Origin of the sequence: Micropruina sp. (assembly GCF_027492755.1) — a bacterium.
Classification (GTDB): domain Bacteria; phylum Actinomycetota; class Actinomycetes; order Propionibacteriales; family Propionibacteriaceae; genus Micropruina.
Genome location: NZ_JAPUED010000211.1, coordinates 1 through 3,263 on the forward strand (window position 1 = coordinate 1; position 3,263 = coordinate 3,263).

2 protein-coding genes are annotated in these 3,263 nt (G+C 71.2%); one reads left to right on the plus strand and one right to left on the minus strand.

The window, feature by feature from the left end; translation table 11 throughout:
- Positions 1 to 160: 160 nt before the first annotated feature.
- Positions 161 to 1,900 (minus strand): FAD-binding protein, encoded by a 1,740-nt coding sequence (locus Q0066_RS14765; protein WP_298134241.1) that lies wholly within the window; start codon positions 1,898 to 1,900, stop codon positions 161 to 163.
- A gap of 138 nt (positions 1,901 to 2,038) precedes the next feature.
- On the opposite strand from Q0066_RS14765, the gene Q0066_RS14770 reads away from it, so the two are divergent.
- Positions 2,039 to 3,169 (plus strand): helix-turn-helix transcriptional regulator, encoded by a 1,131-nt coding sequence (locus Q0066_RS14770; protein WP_298134244.1) that lies wholly within the window; start codon positions 2,039 to 2,041, stop codon positions 3,167 to 3,169.
- The last annotated feature ends 94 nt before the right edge of the window (positions 3,170 to 3,263 follow it).

Consider the following 3,263-nt stretch of genomic DNA (forward strand, 5'->3'; position numbering starts at 1 on the left):
AATCGGCAATGCCGCCCGAGGCGTGCTCGCGCTCGCTACTATAGCGCGTAGTAGACGATTCGGCGAAACTCCAGGACTGCCACGGCAGGTCCCCGCACCCATCGCGATCGGGGTGGAAGGGAGTGGGACCCGCGTGTCCGCGGGCCCCACGGCCCCCCTGCTACACCGCGTGGTTCGCCAACAGGCGGCAGTCCGGATCGACGGCCCCCCGCACCGCCTGCAACCGTTGCCATGCCTGTGCCGCGTAACCGGCGGCGACATCGACGAGGTTGTCGTCGAAGTTCAGAAAGCGTGCCCCGTTCGCCCACGGTGCGAGTGCGGCGACGGCGCGGTTCGCGTCGAGCTGGCCCTGCCTGCCCATCTCGGGCGTCGCCGCGATGGAGAGGAAGAAGGCCAGATAGTCCCCCTCCAGCCGGGCCAGGGCCGCGTCGGACGGACGGCTCAGGGCCCCGCCCAGGTGCCGGATCTCGGCCGACAGCACGGTGCTGCCCGACTCGGGTCCGGCCGCGGCCAGGAACGCCTCGATCGCCGCCGCCGGCAACCCGCCCAGCAGCGAGGACGCCGACACCGACGGGGTCGGGCCCTCCGGATCCATGTGGATGCGGGTCAGCGCCGCCGCCGGCAGGCGGGTGAAGGTGTCCATTTCCGGGTTCAGCGCGCGCAGCGGCGCCAGCAGTCCGGCGGCGTCCTGGTCGGAGCCGAGGACGGCGCCGTCGATCACCACCAGCTTCCGGCCGCTCAGGAACGGCGGCAGTTCCGGCAGCGGCGGCAGGTTCATCAGCCGCAGCGACGTGCTGGCCGCGTCCGGCGCGGTGCGCGTCCACTCGGCCCAGCGGTGGACAACCTCGGCGGCCCGCTCGGCCGGCCAGATCAGCGCTCCTGCGTAGACGTCCGGGATCGGCAGCAGGTCGAACTCGAGCGCGGTCACCACGCCGAAGCTGCCGCCACCGCCCTTGAGCGCCCAGAACAGGTCGGGTTCGTGCTCGGCATCGGCGCGCACCGGGCGTCCGTCGGCCAGCACCAACTCGACCGCACGCAGGTGGTGCGCGGCGAGCCCGTGCTGGCGTCCGTACCAGGAAAGACCGCCGCCCAACGTGTAGCCGGCGACGGCGACATCCGGAGAGGAGCCATGCAGAGCCGCCAAGCCGTGCGCGGCGGCCGCCTCGACGACCGGCTGCCACAGAGTGCCACCCAGCACCCGCGCCCGCCGATGTTCGGGGTCGATGGTCACCCCGGTCAGTTCGTGGAGCCGGACGAGGACGACGTCGGACAGGTCGGCGCGGGCGAACGGGCTGGCGCCGTGTCCGCTGCTCTGCGGGGCGATCCGCAGTCCGGCCGCTGTCGCCGTGCGCACCAGCTCGGCCACCTCCTGAGCCGAATGCGGAACCGCGACCGCCGCTGGGCGCTGGTCGACGTGAACCGCCCACGGCGTCCTGGCCTGGTCGTAGCCCTCGTCGCCCGGCAGGTAGACGTGACCCTCGCACAGCCCGCGCAGAGCCTCGGCGGCGGCGGAGCGGGGTGCCCGGAGTTCTTCGGTCAGCTCACTGGTCATTGATTGTTCCTCCTTGTGGGACGACGGTTCGGCGGAGCGGGCGGTTGCCCCCACCGCGACGGTCATGCCCGGCTGACCCAGCCAGGGCACTTCGTGGACGACGATCTCGGGCCGGACGCCGTACTCGGCCAGGCGCTGGGTCAGCACCTCGGAGGCGTCGTCGAACAGCCCGCGGTCGGTGGTGTGGATCTCGATCACGGCCAGCGTGGCCAGATGCAGCCCGGCGCTCGCCAGAACGCTCTCGAGGTTCTCCACGGCCAACACCAGTTGGGCGACGTGGTCCTCCTCGTGCAGCAGCAGCCCGTCGGCCCCGACGGGCCGCTGGACCGGAATCGTGATCTCTGCCATGGCTCAAACCCTCGCGTCCGGCGCTGACACGAACCATCCCCGGCGACAGGAGGCCTGCAGCTCCCCGGGGCAGGGTCCGCGGCTCCCCCCAGGGATCTGGGATTCCGTCGCACGCAGCGAGAGCGCACAATGGCTGCCATGCCGAGTGGACTGCTCGCCGAACGGGTTCGGCGCGACATCGAGGTGGTGGCGCACGGAGGCCTCGACCTCGACACGTTCCTCAACGAGGCGCTGCTGTCGCTACGACGCGCCGTCCCCTTCGAGGCGGTCTGCTTCGGCACCGTCGATCCCACCACGCGGCTGCTCACCAGCACCCGCAAGTACGGCAGCCTGCGCGGCCAGGATGACCGCGATCACGACTGGGGACTGATCGAGTACGGGGGTCGCGAAACCACCACGTTCACCGAGATGGCCGACTCCGGGCTTCGCGCCGCCGGCGTCCACCAAACGACGTCGGGACGGCTCGAGGAGTCCACCCGATTGCGCGAGCTGATCCAGCCCGAGTACGGCTACGGCGACGAGCTGCGCGCCTTGTGCTACGACCGCGGTCACCTCTGGGGTGAGGCCGCATACTTCCGCTCGTCCGACGATCGACCCTTCAGCGCCGACGAGGTCACCTTCCTGGCGTCGTTGACCACCGTGATGGGCGTCGGCGTCCGGGCCGGCCTGCTGGCCTCGCTCGCATCGATGGCACCGCTGGATTCACCGCAGGGGCCGGCGGTGATGATCATGGGCGCGGACGACACCATCGTCCAGGTCAACTCCGGCGCCGGTCGCTGGCTCGACGAAGTGGCGTTGGGTGGCACCGGCACCTCCTCCGCCGGGGTGATCGGGTCGCTGGTCGGTGCCGCACGCCGCTACGCCCGTGGCGAATGGCCGAGCCCGCCGCGGGCCCGGCTGAGGACCGGCAGCGGCCTGTGGCTGGTGCTGCACGCGACCCCGCTGAGCGCCCGCAACGGCATCCAGGGCGAGGTCGTGGTGACCATCGAAGAGGCGCGCCCGCCCGAGGTGGTGCCGCTGGTGGTGGCCGCGTTCGGGCTCACCGCCCGCGAGCGGGACGTCGTCGCGCTGGTGCTGCAGGGCCTGGACACCAAGGAGATCAGCGGCCAGCTGTTCCTGTCGGCCTGGACCGTGCAGGACCATCTGAAGTCGATCTTCGAGAAGGCCTCGGTGCGCAGCCGCCGGGAGCTGATCGCCCGGGTGTACTTCGACCAGTACGTGCCCCGGTTGAGCACCGGAGTGGGCCCCGGCGGTTGGTTCACGTCTTAACCACCGCTGGTCGAGCTTGTCGAGACCTCGAGGGCGCTGACAAGGGGGGTTTCGACAAGCTCAACCCGCGAAGCGTCGACAAGCTCAACCCGCG